This window comes from Streptomyces sp. NPDC026522, assembly GCF_055567555.1.
On record NZ_JBVHQF010000011.1, the window covers coordinates 183,880 to 198,402 of the forward strand.

The 14,523-nt window shown below is 72.1% G+C and carries 15 protein-coding genes and 2 tRNA genes; 7 read left to right on the forward strand and 10 right to left on the reverse strand.

Features of this window, described 5'->3' with window-relative positions:
* The first annotated feature begins 168 nt into the window (after window positions 1–168).
* Both ACZ4M3_RS26985 and ACZ4M3_RS26990 read left to right on the forward strand, forming a co-directional pair.
* Complete coding sequence (locus tag ACZ4M3_RS26985; protein WP_467736833.1) at window positions 169–2,364, forward strand: elongation factor G-like protein EF-G2; 2,196 nt, start codon at window positions 169–171, stop codon at window positions 2,362–2,364.
* A 156-nt stretch (window positions 2,365–2,520) separates the two neighbouring features.
* Window positions 2,521–4,170: a hypothetical protein gene (locus ACZ4M3_RS26990; RefSeq protein WP_467736835.1), complete on the forward strand. Its 1,650-nt coding sequence runs from the start codon at window positions 2,521–2,523 to the stop codon at window positions 4,168–4,170.
* 15 nt (window positions 4,171–4,185) lie between these two features.
* On the opposite strand, the gene ACZ4M3_RS26995 is transcribed toward ACZ4M3_RS26990, so the two are convergent.
* A complete protein-coding gene (locus ACZ4M3_RS26995) occupies window positions 4,186–4,746 on the reverse strand; it encodes an HIT family protein (protein ID WP_467736837.1) in 561 nt (186 codons plus the stop codon).
* Between the two features lie 67 nt (window positions 4,747–4,813).
* Here ACZ4M3_RS26995 and ACZ4M3_RS27000 point away from each other — a divergent pair, with 67 nt between their 5' ends.
* Entirely contained in the window at window positions 4,814–5,500 is a 687-nt protein-coding gene (locus ACZ4M3_RS27000) for a potassium channel family protein (protein WP_467736839.1), read from the forward strand.
* A gap of 12 nt (window positions 5,501–5,512) precedes the next feature.
* Here the strand turns inward: ACZ4M3_RS27000 and thrS are convergent, their stop codons facing one another.
* Window positions 5,513–7,489, reverse strand: coding sequence for a threonine--tRNA ligase (gene thrS / locus ACZ4M3_RS27005; RefSeq protein WP_467736841.1), 1,977 nt, complete (start codon window positions 7,487–7,489; stop codon window positions 5,513–5,515).
* 128 nt (window positions 7,490–7,617) lie between these two features.
* On the opposite strand from thrS, the gene ACZ4M3_RS27010 reads away from it, so the two are divergent.
* Window positions 7,618–8,100 (forward strand): GNAT family N-acetyltransferase, encoded by a 483-nt coding sequence (locus ACZ4M3_RS27010; protein ID WP_467737038.1) that lies wholly within the window; start codon window positions 7,618–7,620, stop codon window positions 8,098–8,100.
* Here the strand turns inward: ACZ4M3_RS27010 and ACZ4M3_RS27015 are convergent.
* The 3 genes from ACZ4M3_RS27015 to ACZ4M3_RS27025 form a co-directional block, all read right to left on the reverse strand.
* Window positions 8,097–8,519 (reverse strand): ester cyclase, encoded by a 423-nt coding sequence (locus ACZ4M3_RS27015; RefSeq protein ID WP_467736843.1) that lies wholly within the window; start codon window positions 8,517–8,519, stop codon window positions 8,097–8,099. The genes ACZ4M3_RS27010 and ACZ4M3_RS27015 overlap by 4 nt on opposite strands.
* 129 nt (window positions 8,520–8,648) lie before the next feature.
* Window positions 8,649–9,881, reverse strand: a complete 1,233-nt coding sequence (locus ACZ4M3_RS27020) for a hypothetical protein (protein WP_467736845.1) — start codon at window positions 9,879–9,881, stop codon at window positions 8,649–8,651.
* The gene (locus ACZ4M3_RS27025) at window positions 9,881–10,471 is read right to left on the reverse strand and encodes a DUF4365 domain-containing protein (protein WP_467736847.1); all 591 of its coding nucleotides are present in this window, start codon (window positions 10,469–10,471) and stop codon (window positions 9,881–9,883) included. The genes ACZ4M3_RS27020 and ACZ4M3_RS27025 overlap by 1 nt, the downstream gene beginning before the upstream one ends.
* Window positions 10,472–10,683: 212 nt before the next feature.
* On the opposite strand from ACZ4M3_RS27025, the gene ACZ4M3_RS27030 reads away from it, so the two are divergent.
* A complete protein-coding gene (locus ACZ4M3_RS27030; protein WP_467736849.1) occupies window positions 10,684–11,409 on the forward strand; it encodes an exonuclease domain-containing protein in 726 nt (241 codons plus the stop codon).
* Window positions 11,410–11,479: 70 nt separating this feature from the next.
* Here ACZ4M3_RS27030 and ACZ4M3_RS27035 read toward each other — a convergent pair.
* The 4 genes from ACZ4M3_RS27035 to ACZ4M3_RS27050 all read right to left on the reverse strand — a co-directional run bounded on the left by ACZ4M3_RS27035 (window position 11,480) and on the right by ACZ4M3_RS27050 (window position 12,848).
* A tRNA-Val gene (locus tag ACZ4M3_RS27035) sits at window positions 11,480–11,551 on the reverse strand.
* Between the two features lie 38 nt (window positions 11,552–11,589).
* A complete protein-coding gene (locus tag ACZ4M3_RS27040; RefSeq protein WP_467736851.1) occupies window positions 11,590–12,066 on the reverse strand; it encodes an SRPBCC family protein in 477 nt (158 codons plus the stop codon).
* A gap of 217 nt (window positions 12,067–12,283) precedes the next feature.
* Window positions 12,284–12,355: transfer RNA gene (locus ACZ4M3_RS27045), tRNA-Val, on the reverse strand.
* 55 nt (window positions 12,356–12,410) lie between these two features.
* Window positions 12,411–12,848 carry a TIGR02611 family protein gene (locus ACZ4M3_RS27050; protein WP_467736853.1) on the reverse strand — a complete coding sequence of 146 codons (438 nt, stop codon included), beginning with the start codon at window positions 12,846–12,848 and terminating at the stop codon, window positions 12,411–12,413.
* A gap of 188 nt (window positions 12,849–13,036) precedes the next feature.
* Between ACZ4M3_RS27050 and ACZ4M3_RS27055 the strand changes: the two genes are divergently transcribed.
* Both ACZ4M3_RS27055 and ACZ4M3_RS27060 read left to right on the forward strand, forming a co-directional pair.
* Entirely contained in the window at window positions 13,037–13,450 is a 414-nt protein-coding gene (locus ACZ4M3_RS27055; protein ID WP_030011909.1) for an SsgA family sporulation/cell division regulator, read from the forward strand.
* 253 nt (window positions 13,451–13,703) lie between these two features.
* Complete coding sequence (locus tag ACZ4M3_RS27060; protein WP_467736855.1) at window positions 13,704–14,324, forward strand: CGNR zinc finger domain-containing protein; 621 nt, start codon at window positions 13,704–13,706, stop codon at window positions 14,322–14,324.
* Here the strand turns inward: ACZ4M3_RS27060 and ACZ4M3_RS27065 are convergent.
* A complete protein-coding gene (locus ACZ4M3_RS27065) occupies window positions 14,265–14,423 on the reverse strand; it encodes a hypothetical protein (RefSeq protein ID WP_467736857.1) in 159 nt (52 codons plus the stop codon). The genes ACZ4M3_RS27060 and ACZ4M3_RS27065 overlap by 60 nt on opposite strands.
* Window positions 14,424–14,523: the final 100 nt, after the last annotated feature.

Sequence of the window (14,523 nt, forward strand, 5' to 3'; positions counted from 1 at the left end):
CCCGTACCGCCCCGCACCCACCGGTTCGCGCCGGACAATCCGCGCGCCACCCGTGCTTCACGCTCCGGACGGCCCCCGGTACGACGTATGGACGCAGTGTGACGGCGGTGCAAAGCTCGAAGAACCCCAGTCACCCTCCTCACCGCGACACCGGGAGGCACGAACACCATGGGAGCCACATCACACCAAGCCGGGGCCGCCGGCAGGGCACTGACGGCCGACCGCCCCGCATCCGTACGGAACGTCGTGCTGGTCGGCCACAGCGGCGCCGGAAAGACCACGCTGGTCGAGGCCCTGGCCCTGACGGCCGGGGCCGTGAACCGGGCCGGACGGGTCGAGGACGGCGGCACCGTCTCCGACTACGACGAGATCGAACAACGCCGCCAGCGCTCCATCCAGCTCTCCCTCGTCCCGGTCGAGTGGGGCGGCATCAAGATCAATCTGCTGGACACCCCCGGATACGCCGACTTCGTGGGGGAACTCAGGGCCGGTCTGCGCGCCGCGGACGCGGCCCTCTTCGTCGTCTCGGCCGCCGACGGGATCGACGGAGCCACCCGCATGGTGTGGGACGAGTGCGCGGCCGTGGGCATGCCCCGGGCCATCGTCGTCACCCATTTGGAGGCAGCCCGGGCGGATTACACGCAGATGACCTCGGTCTGCGGCGAGATCTTCGGCGGCGACGACCCGGACGCCGTCATCCCGCTCTACCTGCCCCTGCACGGCCCCGCCGGCCCCGACGGGCACGCACCCGTCACCGGCCTGCTCGGGCTGCTCTCGCAGCGGGTCCACGACTACGCCTCCGGCGAGCGCGCGGAGCGCGACCCGGACCCGGCCGAGCTCGCCCTGATCTCCGAGGCCCGCTCCCGCCTGATCGAGGGGATCATCGCGGAGAGCGAGGACGAGACCCTCATGGACCGCTACCTCGGCGGCGCCGACATCGACCTCAAGACGCTCGTCGACGACCTGGAGCGGGCCGTGGCGCGCGGCACCTTCCACCCCGTCCTGATGGCCGCGCCGGCCGCCGAAGGGGCCCGGCAGGGCCTGGGCACCGTGGAACTCCTGGAACTGATCACAGGCGGTTTCCCGACCCCCCTGGAACGCGCCCCGCTGACCGTCACCGCCCCCGACGGCGCCGCCCGGCCCGAGGTGACCTGCGACCCCGACGGGCCGCTCCTCGCCGAGGTGGTCAAGACCTCCTCCGACCCCTACGTGGGCCGCGTCTCGCTCGTCCGGGTCTTCTCCGGCACCCTGCGCCCGGAGGAGACCGTGCACGTCAGCGGGCACGGCCTGGCCGACCGGGGACACGAGGACCACGATGTGGAGGAGCGGATCGGCGCCCTGACCTCCCCGTTCGGCAAACAGCAGCGCACCTTGAACCACGTCATCGCGGGCGACCTGGCGTGCGTGGCGAAACTGGGCCGGGCCGAGACCGGCGACACCCTGTCGGCCAAGGACGGCCCGCTCCTCATGGAGCCCTGGCCGATGCCCGATCCGCTGCTGCCCCTCGCCATCGAGGCGCACAGCAAGGCCGACGAGGACAAGCTCTCCCAGGGCCTGGCCCGGCTGGTCGCCGAGGACCCGACCATGCGCCTGGAGCAGAACCCGCACACCGGCCAGCTCGTCCTGTGGTGCCTGGGCGAAGCCCACCAGGACGTCGCCCTGGAGCGGCTGCGCACCCGTTACGGGGTCCAGGTCGACCCCGTGGCCCACAAGGTGAGCCTGCGCGAGACCTTCGGCGCCAAGGCCGCCGGGCGCGGCCGGCACGTCAAACAGTCCGGCGGGCACGGCCAGTTCGCCATCTGCGAGATCGAGGTCGAACCCCTCCCGCCCGGCAGCGGCATCGAGTTCGTCGACAAGGTCGTGGGCGGGGCGGTACCCCGCCAGTTCATCCCGTCCGTGGAAAAGGGCGTACGCGCCCAGGCCGCGCGCGGAGTGGCGGCCGGCTATCCGCTGGTCGACGTACGGGTCACCCTGCTCGACGGCAAGGCGCACTCGGTGGACTCCTCCGACGCGGCGTTCCAGACCGCGGGCGCCCTGGCCCTGCGCGAGGCCGCCGCCGAAGCCCCGATCCACCTGCTGGAACCCGTCGCGGAGCTCGACGTGCTGGTCCCGGACGAATACGTCGGCCCCGTCATGAGCGACCTCGCGGGCCGTCGCGGCCGGGTCGTCGGCACCGACCAGGCCGGTCCCGGGCGGACCCGGGTGCGCGCCGAGATCCCGGAGATCGAGATCGGCCGGTACGCGGTGGAGCTGCGCTCCGTGTCGCACGGCACGGGCGGGTTCAGCCGTACGTACGCCCGGCACGAGCCGATGCCCCCGCAGCTGGCGGACAAGGTTCGCGAACGGGCGGAGAAGGGAAGTTAATCCACATAGCACACGGGATACCGCCCATTCAACCAGGTTGCGTCGGGCGGTATTTCCCTGTCCCATGACCACGGGGTGAGCTCCGCCGATAGGCTCTTCGGCGGGGCGAAGGGCAGGCGGGGCAGCACGCATGACGGCACGTCGATGGGGGTAACGGTGGCGGACGACGGTTTCGACTTCAGGCCCGGGGCACAGATTCCGCTCCAGGGCGGCGGCGGGCAGACCGCGGCCACCAATGCGCTGGCCTCCGCCGCCTACCGCGACGGCAAGGTCGACGAGATCCTCAAGGCCAACAACGAGTACCACGAGTCGAAGGTCAAGCCCGGCAAGATCTCCCTCCTGGAACCCAACCTCGGCGAGGCCTTCTGCCGGGCCGTGGAGGCCCGCACCCTGGGCGCCGGGCGGAAGCCACTGATCCAGTCCTTCGGCGCCGACCCGCAGACCGTCGTGGAGCACTGCCTGGCCGCGTCGCGCATCCGCAAGGAGCGCGACCGCAAGCTGCGCCTGATCACGCTGGTGTGCGGGGTGCTGTTCCTGCCCGGGCTGGCGCTCTGGCTGGGCCTGTTCCAGCTCCGCAAGTGGCTCGGCAAGGGCAAGCGGGGATCCTGGGTGGGCACCGCGCTCCTGGTCGGGGTCGCCCTCGTCATCGCGGTACTGATGTTCCGGCTGCCGTTCACCGGGTTCTTCGGCTTCTACCTGCGCGCGATGGTCATCGCCCCCGCCCTGGGCTGGTTCCTGGCCCGCCGGCTCTGCGAGGCCACCGCCGCCGACATGCGCTCCCGCTGGGACGGGCTGCTCGGCGGCGGCGCGGTGGCCGCCAAGATCCCCGAGGCGGTGCCCGGCAACCCCGACGAGAAGGCCCGCGAGGACCTGCGCCACCAGCTGGCGAAGCTCACCGCCGAGGACCGCAGCAATTCCGTCTTCTACGCCGGGCCCAAGGGCATCCTCGGCATGGGCACCCGCTGGGGCAGCTGGCAGATGGCCGAGGAGCTGGTCCCCAAGAACGAGGGCGCCGAGATCCACCCGTTCCGCAGCTGGGACGTCATACGCGCGGTCGACACCGAGCTGCGCAAGCTGGAGCGGGGCCCACTGCACACCGGCGGCTTCCCGCCCGCCTCGATCCAGCACTGGATCGTCACGCCGATCGGCGAGGGCGCCACCGAGGTGGCCCGCCCGACCGGCGAGGACGTGGACACCTTCCTGGTGAAGCCGCACGAGATCACCCGCATCTGCAACGAGCAGCAGTTCAGCGCCGGCAACCGGCACTACCTCGGCATCCAGTACCCGCTCTGGGACGGCCAGCTGGTGATCACCATGCTGGTGACCGTCACCGTGCTCTACAAGACCCTGCGGGTGGACGTCACCGCGCACGCGCTCGGCCCCGTGCACGGCCTGTTCACCACGAAGCCCGCGCCCAAGACCGTCGAGGTGCCCAAGTCCGTCCGGTTCTGGGAGACGGTGGAGCGCACGCTGCCGCTGGTGGACGCGGCCGAGGTGGTACGGCTGGCCGTGCGCGCCCCGCTGACCTGGTACCCGCCGGTACTGGACTACCTGGGCGGCAAGCTGATCCTCCCGGAGCCCTTCGGCGTCCGGCACGTCTGGGCGGGCTCCATGTGGCGCCACCGGTTCATGGCGGACGACGCCCTGCGCACGGTGGCCCCGGTGCTGCGGGCGGTGCACGCCGCCGCGTTCCGGGTACTGGAGGAGAACGGCGTGGACACCGACCGCTTCACGAACCGCTCGTCCATCATGAGCGGCCTGATCCAGGAGCCCGCCCCGCGCAAGGCGGACGTCTACGACGCGTAGTGCCGCCCGGTCCGGTCAGTCGGTCGGCCAGGCCTCCGCGAGCATCCGGCGGGTGTCCGCGAGGAGTTGGGGCAGCACCTTGGTGTGGCCGACCACCGGCATGAAGTTCGTGTCCCCGCCCCAGCGGGGCACGATGTGCTGGTGCAGGTGGGCGGCGATACCGGCGCCGGCCGCCGCGCCCTGGTTCATGCCGATGTTGAAGCCGTGCGCCCCCGAGGCCTTGCGCAGCGCGGTCATGGCCCGCTTGGTGAGCTCTGCGAGCTCGGCCGTCTCGGGGACGTCCAGTTCGGTGTAGTCGGCGACGTGCCGGTACGGGACGACCATCAGGTGACCGCCGTTGTACGGGTAGAGGTTCAGCACGGCGTACACGTGCTCGCCGCGGGCCACGACCAGCCCGTCCTCGTCGGACATCTCCGGAATTCCGCAGAAGGGACAGCCGTCCCCGGCCTCCGGGCCGGTCGGCTTGTTCTCGCCCTGGATGTAGGCCATCCGGTGGGGCGTCCACAGACGCTGGAACGCGTCCTGCGTGCCCACACCGATCTGCTGCTCCGGCTCACTCGTCATGGGATGCAGCATATGACCTTGCCCCCGGGCGGCGTGTCGTCGGGGCGCACACCGGCCGGGGACCGGCCATGCTGGGCGGATGCGCGACGACCGGACGATTCGCGAGGAGGCCTGGGAGCGCCGCACCGAGCTGCCGCTGTTCTACGCCTCCCTGGTGTTCATCGCGAGCTACGCGGTCCGTGTGCTCGTCACCGGGGCGAGCCCGGTGCTGCGCGACGCGGCCCTGTCGTTGACCGGCCTGACGTGGGCGTGCTTCCTGGCCGACTACCTGGGCCGGATGGCGCTGAGCCGGCACCGGCCGCTGGCGTTCGTCCGCAGCCACTGGCTGGACACGGTGGTGGTGTTCCTGCCGCTGCTGCGTCCGCTGCGGGTGGTCAAGCTGCACGACGCCGTCCAGGCCAAGCTGGACCGCCCGCGCCGCGAGCTGCACGTGCGCGTGATCCTGTACGCCGGCCTGGCGGGGCTCCTGCTCGGGTTCTCCGGGGCGCTCGCGGTGTACGAGCAGGAACGCGGCGCCCCCGGCGCCTCGATCCGCACCTTCGGTGACTCGGTGTGGTGGGTGTGCACGACCCTGACCACGGTCGGGTACGGCGACGTGGTGCCGGTGACCCCGGTGGGGCGGCTGATCGCCACGGGGCTGATGCTGTGCGGGCTCGCGCTGCTGGGCGCGGTCACCGGCTCGTTCTCCTCCTGGCTGCTCCAGGTCTTCCGCCGGGAGAGCGACGAGGAGCCCCCGGAGAACCGCAGTTCCCCGGGGGCTCCTTGAGGGCCGGGCCGGTCAGACCTGGACCCGGTCCGCGACGACCTTGGCCAGCTTGGCCAGCGCCTCGTCCTTGGCGATGCCGTTCTCCTGCGAACCGTCGCGGTAGCGGAAGGAGACGGTGCCCGCGGCCATGTCCTCGTCACCGACGATGATCATGAACGGGACCTTGAGCTTCTGGTGGTTCCGGATCTTCTTCTGCATGCGGTCGGAGGAGGCGTCCACCTCGACGCGCAGGCCCTTCTTCTTCGCCTCCGCGGCGAACTCCTGCAGGTACTCCACGTGCCCGTCGCCGATCGGGATGCCGACCGCCTGGACCGGGGCCAGCCACGGCGGCATGGCGCCCGCGTAGTGCTCCAGCAGTACGGCGAAGAACCGCTCGATCGAGCCGAACAGCGCGCGGTGGATCATGACCGGGCGCTGGCGCGAGCCGTCCGGGCCGGTGTACTCCAGGTTGAACCGCTCCGGCAGGTTGAAGTCCAGCTGGACCGTCGACATCTGCCAGGTGCGACCGATCGCGTCCCGGCACTGCACCGAGATCTTCGGCCCGTAGAACGCGGCGCCGCCCGGGTCCGGCACCAGCGGCAGGCCCTGCTTCTCCGCCACCTGGCGCAGCGTCTCGGTGGCCTCTTCCCAGATCTCGTCGGAGCCGACGAACTTCTCCGGGTCCTTGGTCGACAGCTCCAGGTAGAAGTCGGTCAGACCGTAGTCGCGCAGCAGGTTCAGCACGAAGGTCAGCGTGCGGTCCAGCTCCTGCGCCATCTGCTCCTTGGTGCAGTAGATGTGCGCGTCGTCCTGGGTGAAGCCGCGCGAGCGGGTCAGGCCGTGCACGACGCCCGACTTCTCGTACCGGTACACGGTGCCGAACTCGAACAGGCGCAGGGGCAGCTCACGGTAGGAGCGGCCGCGCGCGTCGAAGATCAGGTTGTGCATCGGGCAGTTCATGGGCTTGAGGTAGTAGTCGGTACCACCGTCGAGCTGCATGGGGGGATACATGCCCTCCGCGTACCAGTCCAGGTGGCCGCTCTTCTCGAAGAGGGTGCCCTTGGTGGCGTGCGGGGTGTAGACGAACTCGTAGCCCTCTTCCTCGTGGCGCTTGCGCGAGTAGTCCTCCATGGTGCGGCGGATGACGCCGCCGCGGGGGTGGAAGACGGCGAGGCCGGAGCCGATCTCGTCCTGTACGGAGAACAGGTCGAGCTCGGTGCCGAGCTTGCGGTGGTCGCGCTTTTCGGCCTCGGCGAGGAAGTCGAGGTGCGCCTTGAGCTCGTCCTTCGAGGGCCACGCGGTGCCGTAGATGCGCTGGAGCATCGGGTTCTTCTCGCTGCCGCGCCAGTAGGCGGCGGCGTTGCGCATCAGCTTGAAGGCCGGGATGTTGCGGGTGGTCGGCAGGTGGGGACCGCGGCAGAGGTCCTTCCAGCACAGCTCGCCGGTCTTGGCGTCCAGGTTGTCGTAGATGGTCAGCTCGCCGCCGCCCACCTCGACGTCCGCGCCGTCGTCGCTCGACGCGGCGCCCTTGATGCCGATGAGCTCCAGCTTGTACGGCTCGTCGGCGAGCTCCGCGCGGGCGGCCTCGTCGGTGACGACGCGGCGGGCGAACTTCTGGCCCCGCTTCTGGATCTCCTGCATCTTCTTCTCGATGGCCTTGAGGTCATCGGGGGTGAAGGGCCTGGCGACGTCGAAGTCGTAGTAGAAGCCGTCGCGGACCGGCGGGCCGATGCCCAGCTTGGCCTCGGGGAAGAGCTCCTGCACGGCCTGCGCCATGACGTGCGCGGTCGAGTGGCGCAGGATGTTCAGGCCGTCCTCGGAGGAGATCTCCACCGGCTCGACGCTCTCCCCGTCCCGCACCTCGTACGAGAGGTCCTTGAGCTCGCCGGCGACGCGCGCGGCGACGACGGTGCGCTCGCCGGCGAAGAGCTCGGCCGCCGTAGTGCCCGTGGCCACCACGCGCTCGTCCCGCTCGGAATCGCGTTGGATGATCACACGGACGTCTGACACCGGTCTCTCCTGAACTCTGGGGGTGCGCGAGCGAACACTGCGCGCGTGAATCGTACCGAGCGGAGTGGTCGCACCGCTAAACGGTTGTGCGGCCGGGCCCGTACGCCCCCTACGGTGGGACCGTGCCGATGACGACCGGGCCGGTGCGGCCCCTGGACCTGACCGACGACGGCACCGCGGCGGCCGTCCACCGGATCGGGCGCGAGGCGTACGCGGTGGAGGCCGAACTGATCGGCTTCGACGGCATACCGGCGCTGCGCGAGAGCCTCGCGCAGCTGCGGGAGCGACCGCTGCACTGGCTGGGCGCGCGCGGCCCGGACGGAGGGATCGCGGGTTTCCTGGCGTGGGAGGAGGAGAGCGACGGCTCCGTCTGCGTCGACCGGCTGTGCGTGGCCCCGGCCGCGTTCCGCCGGGGCATCGCCTCGCTGCTGCTGCGCCACCTGCTGGCCGAAACGGTTCCCGGCCGTCGGGTCACGGTCACGACGGGCGCCGCGAACTCCCCGGCGGTGGCCCTCTACGGCCGCCTGGGCTTCCGCCGCGGCGAGAACTTCTCCCCGGCCCCCGGCCTCCTGATGGCCTCCTTCACCCGCGACCCGGGACAGCAGGTCTAGCGCAGTTCCGGGAGCACGCCGAGCTGCTGGAGGAGGGCGAGGACGTCCTTGTCGGACCACTTCTCCGCGAGCCGGCCGTTCTCGATGCGGTGGATCACCGTCCCGGTCATCGTCAGCGGCCTGCCGGTGGCGGGAGCGCCCGGCAGGTCCCCCCGGTGCACCCCGCGGGCCGTCAGCCGGGTCACGACCTTGTCGCCCTCCGCGACCTGGTCCTCGATCTCGTGGGTCCCGGGGGTGGCCTTCCAGAACAGCCGGAACGCCTGCTTCAACCCCTCGCGCCCGGTCCCGAGCCCGGGGAACGGCGGGGGCGAGTGGTCGACGTAGCCCTCGGCCACGAGTTCGTCCATGGCGTCGAGGTTGCCCGCGTCGATCTCCCGGTAGAAGCGGCGGACCAGCTGCTTGTTCTCCTCGGTGGACACGGTGACCTCTCTGCCGGTGCGTGCGGATCGCCGGGCGGCTCCCCGTATCGTCACCGTCCCCTCCCCCGTCCCGGCCCCGGCACGCCGGGCCGCCCCGCACGTTCGCCCGGAAGCACCGGGCGAGCCGGTTCAGTCGTCGGACGGCAGCACGTCCGCCGGGTCGAAGGACTCGTCCAGCGACTTCATCAGCCGGTCCCGCTCCACCTCGTCCAGCGGGACGGGCGTGACGCCGGTGGCGTCGGTCAGCCGGCGGAAGCCGCCGCGGCGCTGGAGCCGGCCGCTCACCCGGACCGGCAGGCCCACCAGGTGCGCGTGCCCCGCGACCCGGTACGCCTCCTCGTCGAGCTTGACCCGTACGTACGGCACCTCCGCCCCCGCCAGCACCCGCAGCCGGACCGTCCCGCCGCCGCCCGGGGCCGAGCGCCGCATCCGGACCACCGCCCCGGCCAGGCGCACCGGGACCGCCGGCTCGTCCCGGGTGTAGCGGGCCGCCGCCTCCCGCAGCACCGGCAGGTCGCCCGGGGAGAACTCCACCGGTTCGGGCCGGGCGGCGCACCCCGCGGGAACCCCGGCCGCCGGGGCCCAGGCCAGCGAGACGCGGGCGCCCTCGGAACCGCGGACGAGGGCGATCAGCGCGTCCGCGAGCTCCCGGCTGACCCCGGCCTCCACCGCCGCGTCGAAGGCCTCCATGCCACCGGTGGCCCGCCGGTAGTCCACCGCTTCGCGCGCCGCGTGCAGGGCGTGGTGCAGCCGGGTCACGACCCCCCGCCCGCCGTCCACCGGGAGGTACGCGGTCAGCCGGCGGCCGCCCGGCGAAGGCCCCACCAGCACCCCGTCCAGGGCCCGCTCGGCCTGGGCGCGGTGCCGCGCGCCGTAGTACCCGGCCCGGGCGCGGGCGGCGAGCGCCCCGGCCAGCAGCAGCTGCCGGGCGGCCGAGCGCAGCTGCTCCTGCACGGGCCAGGCCTCCGCGCGCGGGTCCGGGTACGCGCCCTCGGGGAACTCCCGCTCCCAGCGGATCTCGTCGCTCGGGACGCTCAGCCCGAGGAGCACCTCCCGCGCCGAGGGCAGCCCGCCGCGCGCGAGGGCGGTCAGCGCCTCCTCCAGGAGGTCGGCGCAGTCGGGGAAGGTCCGGCTCTCGGGGACGAGCAGGCTGGTGCCCGCCTGGCCCGGCGGGGTCCAGCGGCCGTACCGCCCGGCGGCGCCGCCCCGCCGCAGCCAGCCGTGCCGGTGCAGCAGCGCGCCGAGTACGGCCGGGTCGACGTGCGCGGCGTCCGGGGTCCCGCCGCGGCCCTGGTCCGCGTACGGCGACGGGGACGGGGACGGGGCCGACAGCGGTTCGAGACGTGGTGCGTTCCGGTTCATCAGGGTGTCCCTCCCGACCCGACCCGGGTCATGATCTCGCAGAGCGCCCGGTCGTCGAAGATCCGTGTGGTGGGGATCCGGACGGTGGTCCGGCGCCTGCCGGTCACGGGGGTCCCGGCGAGGTTGGTCCAGTAGCAGCAGTGCCGCAGGTCGAGCCGGTCGGGCCCGGCGCTCAGCCACTCCCCGCGCTCCCGCGGGACGAGCATCACCACGAGGATCTTGTGCACGGCGACCGGTGTGCGGGCCAGCTTCACCAGGTGTTCGTTGTCCAGGGTGAAGCCGAAGGTGGCTCCGGCCGGCCGCGGCGGTATCTGGTAGGTCGCCTTCAACTGCACCTTGATGGTGACCTCGTCGTCGACGACGTGCTCGGCCGCGCCGTGGCTGACGTGCCAGTCGATGCCGTTGTCGGGAAAGGGCTGGGACAGCGAGCAGCCGGCCGCGGCGGCGACTGCGTGCAGGTATCCCACCTGGAGGGTCTCCATGCAGGCGGTGGTGGCGAGTGAGCCGCGCAGCGGTCCGGTCCCCGCGTCCGTCCGCGGTCCGATCCGCCCTTGCAGCACCCCGCCCGGTTCGGGCTGCGCGAGCGCCATGGCCGGCTCCCCATGCCTTCCGGGCTCTGCCTCGTGAGGGGTGGTGGGGTGACGACCGATCAGGTGTGCGGTCCCCCATGGAGGTTGTCTCCGTAGCAGAGGTCCGGCAAACGGCGTACGGGGCAAACGGCCCGGGTATCACCGATTCGGGCAAGGGGGTGGCGAGTTCCCGTCGCGAGCCCCAGCTGCCGATCGGGGACGAGGAGTTCGCCATGACACGCTGGTACGAGGGACCGCTGGCCGCATTCGACACGGAGACGACCGGGGTGGACGTCGAGCAGGACCGGATCGTGTCCGCCGCGCTCGTCGTGCAGGAGTGCGCGGGCGGCCGGGTCCGCACCACGCGCTGGCTGGTCAATCCGGGTATCCCGGTGCCCCGGGGCGCCACGGAAGTGCACGGCCTGACCGACGAACACCTCCAGCGCAACGGCCGGTGGCCGGCGCCGGTGGTGGAGGAGATAGCGCGCTCGCTCGCGGAGCAGCAACTGGCGGGCCGGCCGGTGGTGGTGATGAACGCGCCGTTCGACCTGACGCTGCTGGACCGGGAGTTGCGCCGGCACCGGGCGTCATCGCTGGCGCGGTACCTGGACGACCGGCCGCTGACGGTGCTGGACCCGCGGGTGCTGGACAAGCACCTGGACCGGTACCGCAAGGGCCGCCGGACCCTGGGCGACCTGTGCGCGCACTACGGGATAGAGCTGGAGGGCGCGCATGACGCGGCGGCCGACGCGCTGGCCTCGCTGGAGGTCGTACGGGCGCTCGGGCGCCGGTTCGCGGGCCGGCTGGAGCGGCTGACGCCGGCCGAGCTGCACGCGCTCCAGGCGGTGTGGCACGCGGCCCAGGCGCGGGGCCTGCAGGCCTGGTTCGCCCGCCAGGGCACTCCGGAACCGGTGGACCCGCACTGGCCGCTCCGTCCGGAACTCCCGGCCGCGGCGTAGCTCCGGGCGGGACCGGGGCCCCTGGAACGCGGAAGGCCGGTCCGTCATGTGACGGACCGGCCTGTCCCGGTGGGCGATACTGGGATCGAACCAGTGACCCCTTCGGTGTGAACGAAGTGCTCTCCCGCTGAGCTAATCGCCCGGAACGGGTTGAACAATACAAGAGCCCCGGGGTTCTGTTCAAACCGCTTCCGGCGGGGCCGCCAGCCGGGCCGCGAGGGCCCGCCGTCCGGCCCGCATCATGAGGGCGTGGTTGAGGCGCAGCAGGGGCCGTCCGGGCGCCGCGAGGCAGCGCAGCAGCGGGCGGCGCACCTCGACCTCCTGCTCGTACAGGGCGCGCGTCCGGGCCCCGCTCGGGCGTACCGTCCAGCGCGCCCACCCCTCGATGTCCCCGCTGAGCGCGACCTCCAGCACGCCACGGGCGGGGTCGCGCAGCAGTTCGGTGGCGCTGACGCGCAGCGCGTACGGCAGCACGGAGCGGATCACCGCGGTGCCGGTGCGCCCGTCGGCGGATTCGAAGCGGCGGACCTGGGGCCACCAGCGCGGGTAGTCCCCGGCTTGTTCCAGCATCCGGTAGACGCGGGCGGGCGGCGCGTCGAGCTGCCACACGCTGCGGAAACGGAAGCGACTGCGAAAGCGCCGGGGGCTGCGGTCCATGCCCCCAGCCTGCCCGCGCACCGCACCGGCCATCCGCCCGGGCCGCGGCGGCCTGCGACACCCCCGTGACGGCCTCCGCCGGCCCCGTACGGGCCCGGCGGCCGCCCGTCGACCTCCCCGGCCGGGCCCGCGCCGCGGGGGCGCCAGGACGCCCTCCAGCCCCCGGGTACGACAAAGGCCCGGAGACTCGTTTCGAGTCTCCGGGCCTTTGGTCCGGTGGGCGATACTGGGTTCGAACCAGTGACCCCTTCGGTGTGAACGAAGTGCTCTCCCACTGAGCTAATCGCCCGGACGCACCGCAAACATTACCGCATGTCAGCGGCGCTCTACGCCATCGGGGCGGATCACTGGTCCTTGATGTGCCACGGCAGCATGAAGCCGTACTTCCACAGGTAGACGCCGATCAGCGCGGCCGCCACGGCGAGGCCCACGCCGGTCAGGATGAGGTTGCGGCGGCGGACCCTGGGGTCCATGGCCTTCTGTGCCGCCTCGGACACCTTGCGCTTCGTCCAGCGCAGCACCACCTGGGCCCAGGCGAACTCGGTCCCCCAGATGACCAGGCCCGCGAAGATCGCGACCCATCCCGGGCCCGGCAGGACGAGCATCGCGATGCCGGCGGCGATGACGGCCAGGCCGACGACGAACACGCCGACCTGCCAGCTCAGGTGCAGGGTGCGGTTGGCCTTGATGAAGGCGGGTGCCTTCGACACGTGCGGCTCGGCTTCCGGATCCGTCCCGTTGTGCGCGGACCCACTGGTCTCGCGGTCACTCCCCGTATTCATGGGTCGAATCTACCGGAGTCGAAACGCGGGCCGGAAGCACACGTGATCGGTCGTTTGGATCCGCCGTCCGAGGGACCCAGAGGTCCGCAAAACGGTCAGAGGGGTTTACAACGCCACCGTAGGTGGCATGTCGATTTCGCCGACGTGCGAATCCCCGAGCGCACACTGAGCGAAAGGCCCTGGCGCTTATGAACACCACGGTCAGCTGCGAGCTGCACCTGCGCCTCGTTGTGTCGAGCGAGTCCTCACTGCCTGTTCCCGCGGGCCTGCGGTATGACACGGCCGATCCCTACGCCGTGCACGCCACCTTCCACACCGGCGCCGAGGAGACGGTCGAATGGGTATTCGCCCGCGACCTCCTCGCAGAGGGTCTCCACCGGCCCACCGGCACCGGCGACGTCCGCGTCTGGCCGTCCCGCAGCCACGGTCAGGGAGTCGTCTGCATCGCCCTGAGCTCTCCGGAGGGAGAAGCACTGCTCGAAGCACCCGCCCGAGCCCTTGAGTCATTCCTCAAGCGGACGGACGCCGCGGTCCCACCCGGGACCGAACACCGGCACTTCGACCTGGACAAGGAGCTCTCCCACATCCTGGCCGAAAGCTGACCCAGGACGAGGGCGATCCTCCCGGCAGCGGCCGGGGGAACCACCCGACACCGTCCGACTCGGGGCGACGGTGCGGGAGGAACAACCACATGCGGCAGTGCCGGCGCTGTTCTCGCGGAAGCCAACCGCGGGGGCGGCGCCGCCGTGCGTCGCGGGGACGGCCGCACCTCCCGGCGGCGGCCGGGGACGGCTAGAGTCGGCCACCAGCGCGGCAGAGACGGATCGCCGCAGGCCCGGCCCCCAGGGAGACCCCGTGCAGATCCCCCACGACACCCGTCGCGCGCTCGACGTCGTCGTCGCGCTGGTGAACACCGCGGCCGAGCCCGGCAGGCCCGACGGGCTGTCCGACGTGGGCGCGCTGCGCGGTTTCGTACAGGAGTACGCGATCAGCGACGTGGGCGAGCTCGGCGCCCGCGACCTCGCCGGGGTGCGCACCGTCCGGGAGAAGTTCGCGCAGACCTTCGCCGCCCCGAACCCCCGCGCGGCCGCCGCACTGATCAACGAGCTCGTAGCCACGGCCGGCACCACGCCCCGGCTGACCGATCACGACGGCTACGACTGGCACGTGCACTACTTCGCGCCGGGCGCCTCGGTGGGCGACCACCTGGCGGCGGACGGCGGCATGGCGCTCGCGTTCATCGTGGTCTCGGGTGAGCAGGAGCGGCTGCGGCGCTGCGAGGCCCCGGACTGCCGACGGGCCTTCGTCGATCTCTCCCGCAACCGCTCGCGCCGCTACTGCGACAGCCGGACCTGCGGAAACCGGCTGCACGTGGCCGCGTACCGGGCGCGCCGCAAGGAAGCGGACGCGCACGGTTCAGAGCAGGAAGAGGTCGTGTACGGCGGCGAGCAGCAGCAGGGTGCCGATCACGGCTAGGAAGATCATCAGGGGCGGCTGGGACAGCGCGAAGAGGCAGCCGCGGGCTTCTTCGGCGGGGATGTGAGCCGACTGCTCACCAGGTGATGTGTCCGGCATGTCGGGCCGATGATCGCCCAGTGCGCGCGCAATCGTCCCTCAACACGCCAGTGGCGCGGCGGGAGTTCGCCCTTTCCCGTGACGACGGGAGCGCGGGGGC

Excerpts from the sequence above, each read along its gene's own strand:
- ACZ4M3_RS26985 (WP_467736833.1), top strand. The coding sequence starts at position 169 with ATGGGAGCCACATCACACCAAGCCGGGGCCGCCGGCAGGGCACTGACG.
- ACZ4M3_RS26995 (WP_467736837.1), bottom strand. The coding sequence starts at position 4,746 with ATGCTGCATCCCATGACGAGTGAGCCGGAGCAGCAGATCGGTGTGGGC.
- ACZ4M3_RS27000 (WP_467736839.1), top strand. The coding sequence starts at position 4,814 with ATGCGCGACGACCGGACGATTCGCGAGGAGGCCTGGGAGCGCCGCACC.
- ACZ4M3_RS27010 (WP_467737038.1), top strand. The coding sequence starts at position 7,618 with ATGACGACCGGGCCGGTGCGGCCCCTGGACCTGACCGACGACGGCACC.
- ACZ4M3_RS27020 (WP_467736845.1), bottom strand. The coding sequence starts at position 9,881 with ATGAACCGGAACGCACCACGTCTCGAACCGCTGTCGGCCCCGTCCCCG.
- ACZ4M3_RS27025 (WP_467736847.1), bottom strand. The coding sequence starts at position 10,471 with ATGGCGCTCGCGCAGCCCGAACCGGGCGGGGTGCTGCAAGGGCGGATC.
- ACZ4M3_RS27030 (WP_467736849.1), top strand. The coding sequence starts at position 10,684 with ATGACACGCTGGTACGAGGGACCGCTGGCCGCATTCGACACGGAGACG.
- ACZ4M3_RS27040 (WP_467736851.1), bottom strand. The coding sequence starts at position 12,066 with ATGGACCGCAGCCCCCGGCGCTTTCGCAGTCGCTTCCGTTTCCGCAGC.
- ACZ4M3_RS27050 (WP_467736853.1), bottom strand. The coding sequence starts at position 12,848 with ATGAATACGGGGAGTGACCGCGAGACCAGTGGGTCCGCGCACAACGGG.
- ACZ4M3_RS27055 (WP_030011909.1), top strand. The coding sequence starts at position 13,037 with ATGAACACCACGGTCAGCTGCGAGCTGCACCTGCGCCTCGTTGTGTCG.
- ACZ4M3_RS27065 (WP_467736857.1), bottom strand. The coding sequence starts at position 14,423 with ATGCCGGACACATCACCTGGTGAGCAGTCGGCTCACATCCCCGCCGAA.